Origin of the sequence: Congregibacter variabilis, from assembly GCF_045689235.1 — a bacterium.
Taxonomy (GTDB): Bacteria; Pseudomonadota; Gammaproteobacteria; order Pseudomonadales; family Halieaceae; genus Congregibacter; species Congregibacter variabilis.
In genome coordinates, this window is record NZ_CP136864.1 from 3,365,253 (window position 1) to 3,381,933 (window position 16,681).

General features: G+C 55.3%; 14 protein-coding genes. 9 read left to right on the forward strand and 5 right to left on the reverse strand.

Translation table 11 applies throughout. The features are described 5' to 3' along the window. The first annotated feature begins 52 nt into the window (after nt 1–52). The 6 genes from hflX to R0135_RS15050 all read left to right on the forward strand — a co-directional run bounded on the left by hflX (nt 53) and on the right by R0135_RS15050 (nt 6,231). Nucleotides 53–1,315, forward strand: a complete 1,263-nt coding sequence (hflX, locus tag R0135_RS15025; protein ID WP_407349934.1) for a ribosome rescue GTPase HflX — start codon at nt 53–55, stop codon at nt 1,313–1,315. 85 nt (nt 1,316–1,400) lie between these two features. Further along, complete coding sequence (gene hflK, locus R0135_RS15030) at nt 1,401–2,549, forward strand: FtsH protease activity modulator HflK (RefSeq protein WP_407347730.1); 1,149 nt, start codon at nt 1,401–1,403, stop codon at nt 2,547–2,549. Nucleotide 2,550: 1 nt separating this feature from the next. Beyond that, a complete protein-coding gene (gene hflC / locus R0135_RS15035) occupies nt 2,551–3,426 on the forward strand; it encodes a protease modulator HflC (RefSeq protein WP_407347731.1) in 876 nt (291 codons plus the stop codon). 104 nt (nt 3,427–3,530) lie between these two features. Continuing rightward, nucleotides 3,531–3,725 carry a DUF2065 domain-containing protein gene (locus R0135_RS15040; protein ID WP_407347732.1) on the forward strand — a complete coding sequence of 65 codons (195 nt, stop codon included), beginning with the start codon at nt 3,531–3,533 and terminating at the stop codon, nt 3,723–3,725. 2 nt (nt 3,726–3,727) lie between these two features. Then, nucleotides 3,728–4,936: an ATP phosphoribosyltransferase regulatory subunit gene (locus R0135_RS15045; RefSeq protein WP_407347733.1), complete on the forward strand. Its 1,209-nt coding sequence runs from the start codon at nt 3,728–3,730 to the stop codon at nt 4,934–4,936. 2 nt (nt 4,937–4,938) lie between these two features. After that, nucleotides 4,939–6,231 carry an adenylosuccinate synthase gene (locus R0135_RS15050; RefSeq protein WP_407347734.1) on the forward strand — a complete coding sequence of 431 codons (1,293 nt, stop codon included), beginning with the start codon at nt 4,939–4,941 and terminating at the stop codon, nt 6,229–6,231. Between the two features lie 364 nt (nt 6,232–6,595). Here the strand turns inward: R0135_RS15050 and R0135_RS15055 are convergent, their stop codons facing one another. From R0135_RS15055 to R0135_RS15070, 4 genes are all read right to left on the reverse strand, one after another. Next, nucleotides 6,596–7,291, reverse strand: a complete 696-nt coding sequence (locus R0135_RS15055; RefSeq protein WP_407347735.1) for a helix-turn-helix domain-containing protein — start codon at nt 7,289–7,291, stop codon at nt 6,596–6,598. 241 nt (nt 7,292–7,532) lie between these two features. Further along, a complete protein-coding gene (locus R0135_RS15060; protein WP_407347736.1) occupies nt 7,533–9,476 on the reverse strand; it encodes a M48 family metallopeptidase in 1,944 nt (647 codons plus the stop codon). Nucleotides 9,477–9,499: 23 nt separating this feature from the next. Beyond that, on the reverse strand, nt 9,500–10,093 hold the full coding sequence (locus R0135_RS15065) for a LemA family protein (protein WP_407347737.1): 594 nt from the start codon (nt 10,091–10,093) through the stop codon (nt 9,500–9,502). Between the two features lie 38 nt (nt 10,094–10,131). Beyond that, complete coding sequence (locus tag R0135_RS15070; protein ID WP_407347738.1) at nt 10,132–12,249, reverse strand: molybdopterin-dependent oxidoreductase; 2,118 nt, start codon at nt 12,247–12,249, stop codon at nt 10,132–10,134. 209 nt (nt 12,250–12,458) lie between these two features. On the opposite strand from R0135_RS15070, the gene R0135_RS15075 reads away from it, so the two are divergent. From R0135_RS15075 to R0135_RS15085, 3 genes are read left to right on the forward strand one after another with little or no spacing between them, the layout of a single operon-like run. Further along, nucleotides 12,459–13,907 (forward strand): circularly permuted type 2 ATP-grasp protein, encoded by a 1,449-nt coding sequence (locus R0135_RS15075; protein ID WP_407347739.1) that lies wholly within the window; start codon nt 12,459–12,461, stop codon nt 13,905–13,907. Continuing rightward, nucleotides 13,904–14,839, forward strand: a complete 936-nt coding sequence (locus R0135_RS15080) for an alpha-E domain-containing protein (protein WP_407347740.1) — start codon at nt 13,904–13,906, stop codon at nt 14,837–14,839. The genes R0135_RS15075 and R0135_RS15080 overlap by 4 nt, the downstream gene beginning before the upstream one ends. After that, nucleotides 14,836–15,861: a putative zinc-binding metallopeptidase gene (locus tag R0135_RS15085; protein ID WP_407347741.1), complete on the forward strand. Its 1,026-nt coding sequence runs from the start codon at nt 14,836–14,838 to the stop codon at nt 15,859–15,861. The genes R0135_RS15080 and R0135_RS15085 overlap by 4 nt, the downstream gene beginning before the upstream one ends. Here the strand turns inward: R0135_RS15085 and R0135_RS15090 are convergent. Beyond that, nucleotides 15,821–16,582 (reverse strand): proteasome-type protease, encoded by a 762-nt coding sequence (locus R0135_RS15090; protein ID WP_407347742.1) that lies wholly within the window; start codon nt 16,580–16,582, stop codon nt 15,821–15,823. The two genes, R0135_RS15085 and R0135_RS15090, sit on opposite strands and share 41 nt — an antisense overlap. Nucleotides 16,583–16,681 lie beyond the last annotated feature (99 nt).

A 16,681-nucleotide genomic window follows, 5' to 3' on the forward strand; every position in this document is an offset into this window, starting at 1 on the left:
CTGTCTCACCGGTGTCTAGCCGGTGAGATCGCTCAAACAAGCTGCAATTCCATTGTTTTTTGACCGGCCCGACAGCGGCGAACGGGCTGTGCTTGTCAATATCAGCCTGGATAACGATGGCGGCGGTATTGATCCGCGGGAATTTGAAGCTCTGGTTATTTCTGCCGGTGGTGATCCGGTAGCGCTGGTCACTGGCCATCGCAGTACCCCCAAAGCCCGAACGTTTGTGGGCAGTGGCAAACTGGAAGAGATAGGTGAAGTGCTTCGGGCGGAAGATGCTTCCCTGGTGATTTTTAATCACAGTCTGAGTCCCAGTCAGGAGCGTAATCTAGAGGCGGAGCTCAAGGCACGAGTACTTGATCGTACGGGTCTCATTCTGGACATTTTTGCCCAGCGTGCGAGAACGCATGAAGGCAAGCTCCAGGTAGAGCTTGCGCAGTTAAGGCACATGAGCACCCGTCTTGTGCGAGGTTGGACGCACCTTGAGCGTCAAAAGGGTGGCATCGGTATGCGTGGGCCCGGTGAGACTCAGTTGGAGACAGACCGTCGATTGCTGCGGGCGCGTATTAAGGCTATTTCTGCTCGCCTGGATCGTGTTCGACGTCAGCGAGGACAGGGTCGCAGGTCGCGACAGCGAGCGGAGCTCTCTACCGTCGCGCTGGTGGGATATACCAACGCTGGCAAGTCGACCTTGTTTAACACTCTGACTGGCTCAAAGGTATATGCAGCGGATCAGTTGTTTGCGACCCTCGACCCCACGCTGCGCCGTCTGGAGGTCGACAATCTGGGCCCTGTGGTACTCGCTGATACTGTGGGTTTTATCGCCCGATTGCCTCATGGTTTAGTGGAGGCGTTTAAGGCCACGCTGGAAGAGACCCGCGAGGCCGATCTTCTGCTGCATGTGGTGGACGCCGCCAGTGAGGACCGGGACGACAATCGTCGTGAGGTTCATGCGGTGTTGGAGGAGATTGGCGCCGATGAACGGCCGGTGCTTGAGATCTACAACAAGATCGACTTGCTGGAAATGCAGCCGCGCATTGACCGCGATGATGAGGGGCGACCCTATCGAGTGTGGGTCAGTGCGCAAAAGGGGCTGGGTTTGGACCTGGTTCTGGAGGCCCTGGCGGAACGTCTGGGTGAAGATGTACTGGCGCAGGATGTTGAACTGCGTCCTGACCAAGCGAAATTGCGCGCGGCGTTGTACGCCATGGGTGCAGTGGAGCACGAAAAGTTTGGCGACGATGGTAGTGCGCACTTGCAAGTGCGCCTGCCGCGTTCGGACTGGGAAAGACTGATTTCCCGGGACGGAGCCTAATCGCGGTAGCGGGTTTCATAGTTAGCCATATGGTGAGCTTGAGATTTTGCTAGAATGCCGCGCTTGTTGTTTGAGGAGATAGAGCATGTCCTGGAATGAACCGGGTGGCGGTAATAATTCACGCGACCCTTGGGGTGGCGGAAATCAAGGTCCCCCGGATCTTGATGAAGCTCTTAAGAAGCTGCAGCAACGCTTGGGTGGTCTGTTTGGCGGATCCAAAGGCGGTGGTGGCGGTGGTGGTGGCGCTTCAGCGTCGTTCTTCATCGTTCTGCTTTTGGGTGCTGCCATAGTCTGGGCACTCATGGGTTTGTATCAGATTGATGAGCAGGAGCGCGCCGTGGTACTGCGTTTTGGCAAGTATCACTCCACAGCGCGACCGGGTTTGCAGTGGAACCCGCCTCTGATCGACGAAGTTATTCGGGTCAACACCACCAAGGTTCGCGCGGCAAGCTTTCGCGAGATCATGCTGACCCAGGATGAAAACATCGTCGAGGTAAAGATGTCCGTTCAATACATCATCGATGATGTAAAGAACTATGTCTTACAGGTGCGAGAGCCTGAGAACTCCCTGCAGCAAGCGGCCAAGAGTGCGCTTCGACATGTAGTGGGTGGCATGACCATGGATCTGGTGCTAACAGAAGGCCGGACACGCATCGCTACCGAAGTAGATGATCGTCTGCAGGATTATTTGACGAGTTACACCACAGGTATCCGCTTGTCCGCAGTCAACGTCGATGATTCCAAGCCGCCATCTCAGGTTCAGGCAGCCTTTGACGATGTGATCAAGGCTCGAGAGGACGAGGAGCGCGTAAAGAACGAAGCGCAGTCCTACGCTAACGGCATCGTGCCTGAAGCTCGTGGTCAGGCGCAGCGCCAAATTGAAGAAGCGAGCGCTTATCGTGAGCAGGTGATTGCGAAGGCAGAAGGTGAAGCCGATCGTTTCAGCAATCTGCTGGCCGCGTACCGAAAGGCGCCAGTGGTGACGCGAGAGCGTCTGTATCTTGATGCGGTGCAAAACGTACTCGCCAATACCAGCAAGATCATGGTGGATGTTGAGGGCGGTAATAACGTGATGTATCTGCCGCTCGATAAGCTGGGAACCAGTACTACGCCTACGCGTGGTGGCGCGCCTATGAGCATCAATACAAGTAATATTCGTGAGCTGACGGATGCGGTGACGGAGCAGTTGCGCCGTGATGCTGCCGCCCAGCAAGCGCGTCGGGGAGGGCGTTGATATGACAGGTCGTTCATTAACGCTAGTTGTACTGGCATCTTTGGTGATGCTTGTGGCGAGTAACTCGCTCTATGTCATCAAGGAAACAGAGCGCGGAGTGCTTCTGAAGTTTGGTGAGGTTGTAAACCCAAATCTAGAGCCCGGCTTGCACGTAAAAGTGCCTTTTGTGAACAACGTGAGGAAGTTCGAGGGTCGAATTGTGACGCTGGATTCTCAGCCTGAGCGATTCTTTACCCAGGAGCAAAAGGCCCTGATTATCGATTCCTACGCCAAGTATCGAATTGCGGACACCGCGACTTTCTATACAGCAACCAATGGTGAGGAGTCTCGCGCTGCGGGACTGCTGGCGCAACGGATTAACAACCGGCTGAGAAACCAGGTTGCTACTCGTACCATTCAGGAAGTTGTGTCCGGCGAGCGAGATCAGCTCATGGAGACAATTACCCGTGAATTGGACGTCGTAGCTCGGGAAGAGCTGGGTATTGAAATTGTCGATGTACGAGTGAAGCAGATTGATCTTCCCCCGGAAGTGTCAGAATCGGTATATCGACGAATGAATGCAGAGCGAGAGAAAGAAGCTCGAGAGCGTCGTTCTCAGGGTCAGGAGCTTGCAGAGGGTATTCGCGCTGCAGCGGACCGAGAGGTTACCGTTATCAGCGCTAACGCCTATCGTGAGGCCCAGCAGCTTCGCGGTCAGGGTGACGCGGAAGCCACTCGGATCTACGCAGACGCCTTTGGTGATGACCCGGAGTTCTACTCGTTCACTCGCAGTCTGCAGGCCTATCAGGATTCGTTCCAAAGCAGCGGCGATATTATGCTTGTGCGCCCTGACAGCGAGTTCTTCCGCTACTTGAAGGACTCAAGCGGAGGCAAATAAAGCCGCGCCCGGCTCGCCGGGCCTGTGCTAAAATCCGTCAACCGTGGAGGATGATGTGCTGATGAAGCACGTCCAAATCCACGGTTTTTTCTTGGGGGAGTGTTTTGCAGGAATTTTGGCAGGTATTTCCCGTTGCTCTGGCGCTGGTCTTCGTTATTGAGGGCTTGTTGCCTTTTATCAGTCCGGGACGCTGGCGTTCCATGATTGCGACCGTCGCTCAGCTGGATGACTCAGCTATTCGACGGTTTGGGCTTGGTAGCATGCTGTTTGGCGTCGTGATGTTGTATCTGGTGCATTAAAAGTGGAAAAGCAAAGCCCCGCGCGGGCATGGCAATTGCCCGACGGTATCGATGAGCTTCTGCCCGATGCCGCGGCGCAAGTCGAACATCTTCGTCGAAGTCTATTGGACTGTGCGTCCCGTTGGGGCTATCGCCTGGTTACGCCTCCGATGGTGGAGTTCACAGATTCTTTGCTGGTTGGCGTGGGAGAGGATCTCGACTTGTTGACCTTTAAGGTTCCCGACCAGGTCACGGGTCGGATGTTGGGGTTGCGTGCTGATATGACGCCCCAGGTCGCGCGCATGGATGCTCATAGTCTTAATGGGGATCAGGTAAACCGTTTGTGTTATGCCGGCTCAACACTACACACCCGGTCCGGCTCTCTGGCGGCGTCGCGTTCACCCCTGCAGCTTGGCGCAGAGTTGTATGGCGCAAAAGGCCTTTCTGCAGATATTGAGGTCATTGCCTTGATGTTGAGCATGCTCGATGTAGCCGGTGTTGAGATAGGTCGGGACTTAACGCTGGACCTGGGTCACGGCGACATCTTTAAACACGTTCTTGCCGCCAGTGGAGCTGCTGATGCAGGCATTGAGTCCGCAATATTCGATGCGCTACAGCGAAAATCCCGGCCTGATCTTGAGCGCTTGTTAGAGCAGCTTCCTACGGGATCCAGTGCAGGCCTGTGCGCGTTACTCGACATGCACGGTGATCTGGAAGTGCTGGATCGCGCTGAGACAGAGCTTGCGGACGCCGCGCCAGAAATTCGCGGGTCGCTTAAGGAGCTTAGAGAATTGTCTACGGCTCTTCAGGCTCGCTATCCCGAGGTGTCCTTGTACGTCGACCTGGCTGAATTACGCGGTTATCGCTATCACACCGGCGTTGTGTTTGCTGTTTATACCCGTGGCTTGGGTGAGGCGCTGGCCCGGGGTGGGCGCTACGACAACGTGGGTAAGGTATACGGAAGGGCGCGGCCCGCTACTGGTTTTGCGACGGACTTGCGTCTTCTCGCCGCGCAGCTGGCAACAAGAGAGACGGCACAGGATGCCATCGCGGCACCTGACCTGGAAGATGAGACCCTGCAAGAAGCAGTACGCGCGCTTCGATCAGCAGGGGAGACGGTCATCGTCATGCTCGACGGTGAAACTGATTCCCGCTGTTCGCGGGAAATGACAAAAATTGATGGACAGTGGCAGCCCCAATTACGGCGCGAGTCACTCGGTGGAGAAGGATAGAGATGAGCCGGAATGTGGTAGTGCTGGGCACCCAGTGGGGCGACGAAGGTAAGGGCAAGATCGTTGATCTGTTGACTGACCGCGCCGAAGCGGTAGTGCGATTTCAGGGTGGACACAACGCCGGCCATACCTTGGTCTGCGACGGTGAGAAAACCGTATTGCACCTGATTCCTTCGGGTATTCTCAGGGCCAACGTCATTTGTTGTATTGGCAACGGTGTAGTGCTGGCACCGGATGCTCTGCTCAAAGAGATCCTCGAGCTTGAGGAGCGGGACGTTCCGGTGCGAGAGCGCCTGCGAATTTCCCCAGCCTGTCCATTGATTCTTCCATACCACGTTGCCCTGGATAAAGCTCGGGAAGTACGCCGCGGCGCAGATAAAATTGGCACCACAGGTCGTGGTATCGGACCCGCTTATGAAGACAAGGCGGCGCGACGAGGACTGCGTTTGGGCGACCTGCAGGACCCCGCGCGCTTTGAACGCAAGCTGCGAGATGTTATGGAGTACCACAATTTCCAGCTGGAGAATTATTACAAAGTTGACACGGTTGATGTCGAGGAAGTCTTGCAGTCCAGCTTGGCGCTTGGGGAGCAGTTACTGCCAATGATGGCGGACGTGACTACGATGCTTCATGAGTTCCGCGCTGAGTCTCGAAGTATTCTTTTTGAAGGTGCTCAGGGCTCGCTTCTGGATATCGATCACGGCACCTATCCATTTGTGACCAGTTCCAACACCACGGCCGGTGGTACAGCCACGGGGTCAGGCTTTGGCCCTTTATATCTCGACTATGTCTTGGGCATCACCAAGGCCTACACCACGCGGGTGGGCTCGGGTCCTTTCCCCACCGAGCTGTTTGACGAGACCGGAGAGCACCTTGCAAGCCGGGGCCACGAGTTTGGCGCAACCACTGGACGCCCCAGACGCTGTGGCTGGTTTGACGCGGTTGCTTTGCGCATTGCGGTAAACATCAACTCTGTCAGTGGTATATGCCTGACCAAGCTTGATGTCCTGGACGGCCTTGAAGCTATCAAGATCTGCGTTGGCTATACCAATGCGGCGGGAGAAACGGTCGCCAATCCCATGGACTCAGATGACTATGAAGGCTTGGTTCCCGTTTACGAGACGGTTCCGGGTTGGACTGAGTCGACCCTGGGGGCAAAGACTCTTGAGGAATTGCCCAAAGCCGCACGCGACTACATCACAACGATTGAAACCGTAGTCGGTGCACCTATCGATATCATTTCTACCGGCCCTGATCGCATGGAGACAATCATTCTCCACGATCCGTTTAGCTAGAGCTGGACCACCAGACCGATCAGAGCTACGTAGCGACTTGAAACTAAAGGTTCATCGCGTATTAGCGGGATACTGCTTTTACGAGTGCCACTCCAAAGGCACACCGGTGTGCGGCCCGACCCCGCTTTACTCGAGCTGCTCGTGTATCTCCATTGGCGTCAGCGCAGTAAACAGCGCACTCGACGGGCGCTCGAGCAAAGCGGCGCCGAGCCACTAGGAGTCTTCAGGACAGCTTACTGACGAAACAGCGCCCGAACATCGCACTGATCAGGCCGGGCAGGCGGTAGTCCAGTGAAGCCCAGTGAAGCCCAGTGAAGCCCAGGGTCGCCGGGCTGCATCTGATGGCTACGAGTCGTTTTCGGTTCTAGTGGTACATTTGCCGATAGTCGCTGTAGCTCAGCCCTGTCCAGCGTCGAAAGGCGCGATAGAAACTGTTGACCTCTAAATAGCCTAATTCGTCTGCCAGACACTTTCCCGGTAGCCAGCGTGCCCGCAAGCGTGATTCGCAGCGATACTGTCGCGCCCGATCCAGGAGAAACTGATAGCTGGTGTGGTCGCTGCGAAGACGCCGGCGCAGCGTGGTACAGCTGATACCAAGACTCTCTGCGACGCTTTCTGCGCGAACTCTCGATAGATCACCATCCAGCAATATGCGCAGCACACGGTCTGTAGTGCGCGACAGCGGGAGGTATCTGGCTTCGTCGTCCTGCAAACTGGCACTGGAACTGTTACAGGGGGTGCGGTGATGCACCTTTTGGCGTAGCGCTGGGCAATTTGGGGATTGTTGAGCGTTGGGGTTAAGGCTGGTGCCTTTACCCAAATCATGTCGGGCGAAAGCCTCCCAGCGGCCCGGCGTGCTTGGGGTTGATACAAAAGCGGGCGGTAGGATGCCGGCAGTCTGATTATCAGGTGGTAGGCCTTGGGGAATGTCGTGATGTGCCACGGGCTTTTGTCTGGCATTCAAGGCAGAGCTTGCGACAGCTTTTGAAACATCGCGCGAAACCGGGCGCGAAATAGAACGTGAAACTGCGAGTGGAACGGGGTATGAGAGTTGGGTCATCGATGCCTCCTTGCTCGATTCGAATTCTCCAGCGGTGTCTGCCTATAAAGTGCCTGGCAGCCCTTGCGGCCCACAACCGGGCGTCTGGAGTCTTGCTGTCTCGTCATCATCCTTGATGTTGAGGTGCCTGAAGCACAGAACCAGCTTAGCAAAGATCCACGAGATGAAAAGTCTCCCTGTCCTTGAACGGCCGTAAATGATTTAACGGCCTGATGGCAGCTGCCACTTTGCCCGGTGACGGTTATCCCAGAGAAAGCTCTGGTGGGAGAGGGCAATCCATCACTGCTGCTACCGAGATAACGAGCTCCCGCTCTACCGGACAGACTGCTCCGTCATCAGCGGCGGCCAATGCCATGGCCTTGAGAATGCGTGGTTTTAATAGCGGGTAGCAGTCGGCCAGAGTGTGTACGCCGCGGCTGAATTCAGCGACGCTGCACTGCTCCAGAGGAATCAGTGTCATTTGTGTTAGCTGAAGATCGTTGCAGGCTAGTGCGAACGCCTGTGAGCTGTCTCCATTGCCCTGATGTGCCAATACCGAAAGCACCTGACGAAGCGGTGCCCGGACTTTGGCAATGTGTCGATACCGCGGCCGACTGTTCTCGACCCGCAGATATTCCGGGTCCAGATAGTGCCTGAGCAATTGAAAGAGGCACCACTCAAAAAGATCGGTTTGACCGTCACTGCGGATAAGCGACAACAAAGTGGTCTTGAATTGCCGATACTGGGGAGTCGACATATTTTTAAGGGCGGGCATTGCCGCTGCCATCAGCGGAAATCGGTGACCTGGTCCCAGCGCTCTAACCTGCGGTAGCAATGACAAAACCAGCTCCAGCTGACCCTGAACGCCTTGCTCCCTGAGTACATTGAGCGTGGCTTCAAGCTGTTTTGAGTTTCTTCTTGCGGTCACCAGTGCCAGCGCCGCCGCTGTGGCGCCCAGGGGTTCCGTCACCGCAGTGTGCAATGCCTCGGGTATCTGTTCGGTGGTGTTATTTTGCAACGCAAAGTCGGCATCTTCAGTCGCCGGTGAGCTCCCAGTTGCGGGTGACTGGTCGCTAAGGCTGCTTGCCATTGCAGCAGCCACGAGCGCAGCTCGGCCTACGCCTGTCTGGGTGTGATTTTCTGAGAGGGGCCCCGTGGCGTAGCGAACCTCTGGGCGCTGAATAAACTGGCCGTTCCAATTCTTGTCCAGCCGGCGTATGCGCATGTCCAGTGGAGGATGGGTGGCAAAGCCATCCCAAAGGCGGTGTCGCACTTCGCCAAAAAATATGTGCGACATTTCTGGCGCCCGAGCGCTGTGCACCAAAGAGCCAGGAAGAAAACCTCCGATGACCTTTAGGGCGTCTGCAATACCACTCGTATCGCGCGTAAACTGCACGGCACTGGCGTCGGCAAGATACTCCTTCTGTCGGCTGATGGCCGCTTTGATGAATCCTGCGGCAAGGGAGCCCAGCCAGCCGATGATCATCAAACCCAGACCCAGGATTGGCAGTGCCGCACTGCTTTCGCTGCGTCGATTACTCCGTCCGACACCATAGGCGCCCATGCGCAGCAAAAAGTGCCCAACGTCACCGATAAATGTGATGCCTTTTAGTAGAGATGCGAGGCGGATTCCCAGGCGCATATCACCGTTGAGAATATGACTGAATTCATGTGCCACAACGCCCTGTAGCTCATCCCGACTTAGTTGTAAGGCTGCGCCTCGGGTGACGGCGACGACGGCATCAGTGGGGTTTATGCCTGCGGCAAAGGCATTGATGCCTCGTTCTTCAGGAAGTACATAAAGCGCCGGAACAGGCATGTTCGCCGCCAGCGATAGCTCCTCTACAATATTCAGACAGCGCTGCTCATAGGGATCGGCGCTTTGACGCATGACACGCCTACCGCCCATGCTTTCAGCTACGGCTCTGCCACCCGATGCCAACTGTAGCCAACGTATTAGGGAAACAAACCCTACGGTTGAGGTAACTGCAAGACCAATAGTGCCAAACCGTTCCCAGGAAAAGAGCGCGAGATAGCCCTCCCAGCCACTGCCGCCCACATAGATGTTGTAGTCCCGGCCCACCCACAGAAAGGCCGTGAACAGTGCATTTGTCAGCAGCACCAAAAGACTAAGCGCCAGAATAAACAGTACAAGGAGGTAGCGCGTGTTACGTCGCGCACGATCCTGCTGGGAGAAAAAGTCCACGCCGATCGATCAGTGATCCCGGGTCAAAAGCTGACGGTAGGTGCCGCCTGGATTTGTGCAGAATCGTCAAATTCGAGAAGTTCGGCATCTGCCGGATGACCGAAGGTGGCCGCAAGTACCACAGCCGGGAAGCTTTGCCGGTAGGTATTAAAGGCCATGATCGCATCGTTGAATCCCTGCCTGGCGAATGCAACGCGGTTTTCGGTACTGGTGAGTTCTTCCGACAACTGCTGCATATTCTCGCTGGCTTTCAGGTCAGGGTAGGCTTCCATGGTGACATTGAGCTTGCCTAGCGCACCCTGCAGATTGTTTTCAGCTCCTGCGAGGCTGGCCATTGACGCTCCGCCACCGCCTTCGCCCAGGGCTTTGAGGACGGCCGCGGCTTCATTTCGGGCGCTGACAACGGCGTCCAGAGTTTCTCGCTCGTGAGCCATATAGGCTCGGGCTGTTTCTACCAGATTTGGAATGAGGTCGTAGCGACGTTTCAGTTGCACTTCGATTTGTGCAAAAGCATTCTCATGGCGATTTTTGAGGCTGACCAGGGTGTTGTAAATATTGATGATGTAGATCACGAGGCCGAGTAACACCAGCCAAAAAACGATTGACGACACTTCCATGGGACGACTCCTTAATGCAGGGTGGGTTCTCGTTCATATCAGGCAATGGCTGCCAGTTCTACCGGTACGCCATTCACCGCAGCGTTGCCGGAAAGCTCGTCAAGATACGCTGCATCGGTTACATCATTACAGGAAACGCCGGCGTGTTTAACGGCGGTCTGCATTCGAATACCCTGACGATTATGACCATAACCGTGGGGCAGGCTAACAACCCCCGGCATCACCGAATCCGTGGCAAGCAGGGTTACCGTGACTTCGCCGCTGCGCGAGCGCAGTAGGGCCTGGTCACCATCTTTTAGTTTGAGCGCATGGAGATCATCCGGATGAACCATGAGTTGATCCCGGGACTTACCTTTAACCAGACGCCGATAATTGTGCATCCAGGAATTATTAGAGCGAACGTGGCGACGGCCAATCAGACGTAGACCTCCTACAGGGGTCTCACCAAAGCTTGAAGCCAGACGATGCAAGTCACCCAGAGCTTGTGGCGTCGCGCAGTGGATTTTCTTGTCAGCGGTCATAAGGCGTTCGGGGAGCATCGGTTTTAGCTCACCAAGATCGATTCCCGAAGGCTTGTCTCGAAGTTTTTGGAGGCTGAGATCCTGCTCACTGTCCTTGCCATAGGGCCCGAACTGCAAACCGACGTCGATCATTTCCTGAGGCGAGACGGGGGCTTTGGGTTCTTCTCCCAAGGCTGCGGCCACACGCTCACCTAGCGCTGTGAATATCTCCCAGTCGTGTAGCTTGTCCGCGTCGGGTTCAAAAACAGGTGGGTTGAAGCGCGTGGTGTTGCGCATCGCATTGATATGAAAGGCGATGTCGTAGTGGTCATGCTCCAGCGGTGAGGTCGGCGGCAATATGATGTCAGCGTGACGTGTGGTTTCGTTGATATAGGGATCCAGGGAAACCATGAAGTCGAGCTGTGACAGCGCCTCGTCCAGAGCACGACCGTTTGGGGTAGAAAGCACGGGATTGCCCGCGCCGGTAAACATCACACGTATCTGTCCGTCTCCGGGGGTAGTGATCTCCTCGGCCATGGCCGCAGCGGGGAGCTCCCGGTCGAACTCCGGGAGGTCTCGTACGCGGCTACGATGACGGTCAAAGCCGCCCGGGCCCGTGCGCGGTACCTGATCCACAGCAGGCAAGGTGAACATGCTGCCGCCTTCTTTATCCAGGTTGCCGGTGGCAATGTTGATGATTTGAATCAGCCACTGGCATAAGCCTCCAAAGATCTGTGTGGATACTCCCATACGGCCGTAGCAAATCGCTGCATCAGCGGCGGCAAACTCCCGCGCAATACGGCGAATGGTGGACGCATCAATACCGCAGTGAATTGCCGCATGCTCGGGGGTGAATGTGGCCACAGCGCTGGCGACTTCATCCAGGCCCGTGGTGAATTCACTCAGGCCTGCGGGATTCGTCAGACCCTCTTCGAACAGAGTGTTAAGCAATGCTGCCAGAAATAGCGCGTCACTGCCCGGTACGATGGATAGGTGCTCACTGGCAATCTCTGCGGTCTCGGTGCGTCGCGGGTCAACGACCAGCAGTTTTCCCCCGCGGTTTGTGAGGTCCTTTATACGTTTTTTGACGTCCGGTACGGTCCAGATGCTGCCGTTGCTGGCCAGTGGGTTGGCCCCAAGCATCAGGAAATACTCACTTCGGTCGATGTCAGGAATGGGGAACAGCGACTTGTGACCAAAAAGCCACAGTGAGGTGAGGTGATGTGGGAGTTGGTCTACCGAGGTCGCCGAGAAGCGGTTCTTTGAGCGGAGCCAGCGGAACAAGTAGTTTTGGTGCGTTAGCATCCCATAGTTATGCACTGAGGGATTGCCTAAATACACCCCAATTGAATCTACGCCATGCTCTCGGTAGCTGCGCATCAGCCCCTCGGCGGTGCTATCCAGAGCTTCTTGCCAACTGATTTGCTCCCATTGTTGCTGACCATCTTCGCCGGTAACACGACGAACGGGGTAGCGCAGTCGATCGGGGTCCTCGTGGATGTCTTTGAGCGCCACCGCTTTCGGGCAGATGTGCCCGCGACTCAGTGGGTCGTCCGGATCACCTTTGATGGAGAGAATCTCCTCACCCTGGGTTTCGATTTTCAGGCCGCAGATCGCCTCGCACAGATGACAGGCTCGATAGTGGGTTTGGATCATGGTTTCAACTTCCGACAATGTTTGCAGTGTGTAACAACAAGTGCTCTAAAATTAGAATTCTTCAGCAGATTCGTCTGCGCGTCCACCCCGGTTGGCCTTTTTACTGTAAAGCTATAGGGTGCGCGCGAGCGACAGCTTGTTACACTGTAGCACTGTGTGTAATGGGATTCCTCAGAGGGTCTCGGGACGAGTACAGGGATGGAGGTCTCATGGACAAGAACTGGAATCGCTATAACGCGGCGGGTTACTACGACGAACTTATTACACCCAAAGGTACCCCCAGGCAGGTTGCGCGTCCGGCTGTAAAGCTTCTGAAAGAGCTTCCCGAGGACGATCTGGCTGCACGCCGCACGGCAGCCGAAGTCGCGATTCGCGAGATGGGAATTTCTTTTACTGTGTATAGCGAGGCGGGAAACATTGATCGCGCCTGGCCTTTCGATCTCATACCCCGAGTGATTACCGCTAAAGAATGGGCAAAGGTCCGCCTGGGACTTGAGCAGCGCAGCCGCGCGCTCAATATGTTCATTAACGATGTTTACAACAAACAGAAGATTTTTGCTGATGGCGTAGTGCCGGCAGAGACAGTTCTGGAGTCGCCTAACTTTAAAGAGCAGTGCATGGGGGCTTCTCCGCGCTTTGGGGTTTGGGCAAATATCTGTGGCTCGGATCTTGTGCGTGATGTTGACGGCCACTTCTATGTGTTGGAAGACAACCTTCGTGTGCCCTCCGGGGTGTCGTACATGGTGGAGAACCGTGAAATCACCAAGCGGGTTCTGCCGGAGATTTTTGAGAACTACAGTATTCTGCCTGTCGATGACTACCCCTCACGTCTGTACAGCATGCTGTCTGCCTTATCTCCCCGGGAGCGAAAAAGGCCGGTCATCGTTGTTTTGACTCCCGGTATCTACAATTCAGCCTATTTTGAGCATGCATTTTTAGCGCAAGGCATGGGGGCCGAACTGGTTGAAGGTGCGGATCTTTTTGTTGATAACGATGACTGTGTTTACATGCGTACAGTTGATGGTCCGGTGCGCGTGGATGTGATTTACCGGCGCATCGATGAAGACTTTATGGATCCCGAGGCGTTCCGGGAGGATTCAACCCTGGGTGTCCCGGGGCTCATGCGTTCCTGGCTGAAGGGCAATGTGGGTATTGCTAACGCACCGGGATCTGGAGTGGCCGACGATAAAGTGGTCTACGCCTTTGTTCCCGACATGATTCGGTATTACCTCAAGGAAAAACCCTTGATACGCAGCGTGCCCACCTACTTATGCATGCGGGATGAAGATCGGGAGTATGTGCTTAACAACCTCGAAAAACTCGTGGTGAAGCCTGCCAACGAGTCGGGAGGTTACGGCATCATGGTGGGTCCGCATGTGGACAAGGCGACGCATCGCAAATTTGCCAAGCTCATTAAGAAGGATCCCCGGAATTATATTGCCCAACCGACGCTTGCCCTGTCTACAGCGCCCACCTATATCGGCGATGAGATCAAGCCCAGACACCTGGACTTGAGGCCTTTTATTCTTCAGAGCCGCGATACCTGGGTAACACCCGGTGGCTTGACGCGAGTCGCAATGGTAGAAGGGTCCTTGGTAGTAAATTCCTCTCAGGGAGGTGGTAGCAAGGACACCTGGATAGTGGATGGCCGACTATGATCATGCTTTCTAGAGTTGCCGAGCGCGTGTATTGGATGGCTCGTTATATTGAGCGCGCTGAAGACACCGCCAGACTGGTTGCTGCCTATAATCATCTCGTAATGGATATTCCCCGGGGTTCGCAGCCCGGATGGGAGATTCTTGTGCGGATCCTGAATTCTGATCCGGTGTTCGATCAGTGGTTCAACGTGCGTAACGAGCAGAACGTTCTTCGATTGCTTATTGGCGAAGCAGACGCCGAATGCAGCATTCCTTATGCGGTAAAGTCTGCTCGGGAGAATGTGCGCACCACGCGTGATGTGCTTCCCGATGAGGTGTGGGAACTGGTGAATGAGCTGTACCTGTATACCTCAGAGGCATCAGAGAGCTCCGTTGGACGCAGAAATCGGCAGCAGTATCTGGAGCAGGTTATCCAGCGTTGTCAGGTAATCAATGGCGTGCTCAGAAGCACGTTGTGCCGGGATCACAGTTACCGCTTTATCAAGTTAGGACAGCTGCTTGAGCGTGCGGATATGACTACGCGAATCATCGATGTAGGTGCTTCTGACTTTCTGGAGCGTGATGGCGCCGCGCAAGGTATTGAGCACCTGCTTTGGGGGACCTTGCTCAAGTCCATGTCAGCTTTGGGTGCTTACCGGCGCATGATTGGCCCTCAGGTAGAAAAGAACGCTGCGGTGAACTTTGTTTTTATGGAGCAGACATTTCCCCGTTCGGTGCGATTCTGTATTCGTGGAATCCGCGAGGAGCTCGGCCCTTTAACAAACAAAGAAGGTGCACTTCGTGTTGTGGAGCGAACTCGACGCAAATTAAGTGGTTTCGATTCCACTGATCTGGATCAGGAAGCTCTGCACAAATACATTGACGAGCTTCAGTTGATCATCAGTGACTTGCACCAGGCCGTTCAGAGCAGCTGGTTCCACCGCGACGGATGAATCGTTTCGCCTGTGATTGCGGCAGCCCAGTCTACTTCGAGAACGATTTCTGCATTAATTGTCGCTCTGCCCTGGGTTACGATCCCATTCGTGCCGATATGGTCACTCTTGCCGATTGGGGCGACGGGCGTTACCAGGACTTATTAGGAAACACCTTCAGATACTGCGCCAATGGCGTGGAGCATGCCGTGTGTAACTGGCTGCGCCCGGCTGATTCATTGAGCCAGTTTTGCCAGGCCTGCCAGTTCAATCGCACGATTCCGGATCAGTCACGAACAGAGAATCAGGAGCGCTGGCTGGTATTGGAGCGCGCCAAGAAACGCCTCTTTTATACCCTGGCACAGCTGAATCTACCCTTGCTTAATGGCTGGGCTGATCCCCAGCGAGGCTTATTGCTCGATTTTATTGAAGACGCGCGATCTTCCGATGAGTACCCCGAGACGTTTGTGTCCACGGGCTACCTAGGTGGCATCATTACGGTCAACGCGCTGGAGGCAGATACAGTTGCCAGGGTAACGGCGCAGGATGAGCTGGGAGAGAGTTATCGGACGGTGCTTGGGCACTTGCGGCACGAGTCCGGGCATTACTACTGGTCTTTGTTAAATCCGAGCCCGTCGCTGTTGGCAGAGTTTAGACTGCTGTTTGGTGATGAGCGCGCCGACTATCGTGCGGCATTGGATGCCCACTACAAGGCCGGGTCGCCAAAACATTGGAAGGACCGCTTCATTAGCGCCTACGCCAGCTCACACCCCAGTGAAGACTGGGCGGAGTGCTGGGGACATTATCTTCACATTTACGACGCCTTGGACACGGCCTGGGCGCACCAGCTGTTGGGTCGTCAGCCAGAGACCATGTCCATGACCGAGCGTTTGCGGGCCTGGTCAAAGATCAGCCTGATGCTCAACGAGCTGAATCGAAGCGTTGGGCGCGGCGACGCCTACCCCTTCGTGATTAACGAATTTGTAGCAGAGAAGCTGGAGTTTATTGATCTTGCGATTGATCGGCTTCGAACACTGCACTGAGAGACGGTAGGTTGTCGAAGGCCAGGCGGATGTTGTCATCCCAGCTCTGACGCAGATCGGCCAGATAGGGGTGTCCTTCCTCCAGTACACAGTATTCCTCGTGCGGCATGAGACTGTCGCGACGGTAAAACAGACATTCCAGCGGTGGTCCCACAGTGGCGTTAGAGCGCATGGTTGAGTCTATGGACACCAGCGCACAGCGCATGGCGGTCTCTACCGGCGTATCGCTTCGAATGATCCTGTCGAGTATCGGCTTGCCATACTTGGTCTCGCCAATCTGCAGATACGGGTAAAGATCAGAGGCTGTTATGTGGTTGCCCTCGGGGTAGATCATGTACAACTCAGGGGCGTTGCCCTTGATCTGCCCACCGAGAATAAAAGTAGCGCTGGCGTTGAAGCCTGCATTAGGCCCGCCTTTTTTGGCGTATTTCTGTTGTTCTTTGAGACTGATCTCGCCGATATAGTCCGCCACATCACTGACGTAACGGGCGTTAAAGATATTCAGCTCTGTTTTTTCTTCGAGGTCACGCTGAATTTGTGCAATGACGGCCTGACTGGTGGCGAGGTTGCCCGCAGTGAGGATCACCATTGAACGTTCGTAAGGCACGGAGAAGCGGTGCATTTTGCTGTATTTGCTGACGCGATCCGGACCGGCATTGGTCCGTGAATCGGAGCAAAAAACCAGTCCATCTTCTAGCGCAATGGCGAGGCAATAAGTCATGAAGTCCTGTCTGCGGGTTCTTTCGATTAAGGCGAGGGAATATAACAAAATTCCCGCCGCTGGCACCCTTGACGAAATGAGTTAAGCTCAGGGTGGATT